This is a genomic window from Motilimonas sp. 1_MG-2023, assembly GCF_030547455.1.
Taxonomy (GTDB): domain Bacteria; phylum Pseudomonadota; class Gammaproteobacteria; order Enterobacterales; family CBDFNC01; genus Motilimonas.
Genome location: NZ_JAUOPX010000337.1, coordinates 1 through 231, shown reverse-complemented (window position 1 = coordinate 231; position 231 = coordinate 1). Strand labels below are relative to the sequence as shown.

The window sequence follows — 231 nt, the reverse complement described above, 5'->3', positions numbered from 1 at the left end:
ACCTGCAGTTGGTTAATGGAAGGAGAAATTGAGTTTTTCCGTTAATTGATGCAGCAGCAATCGCCAACCGGCATTTTATCAGTGGTGATCGATACTTGGGACTTTTGGACCTTAGTAACCGACTATTTAACACAGTTAAAACAAGATATTATGGCACGTGATGGTAACTTAGTGATCCGCCCTGATTCTGTCGACCAAGTGAAAATTTTAACCGGTTACCAAGTTCACGCT

1 pseudogene is annotated in these 231 nt (G+C 41.6%); it reads left to right on the top strand.

The features are described from left to right. Positions 1–45: 45 nt before the first annotated feature. A pseudogene (locus Q4519_RS22220) lies at positions 46–231 on the top strand (nicotinate phosphoribosyltransferase); the annotation flags it as partial.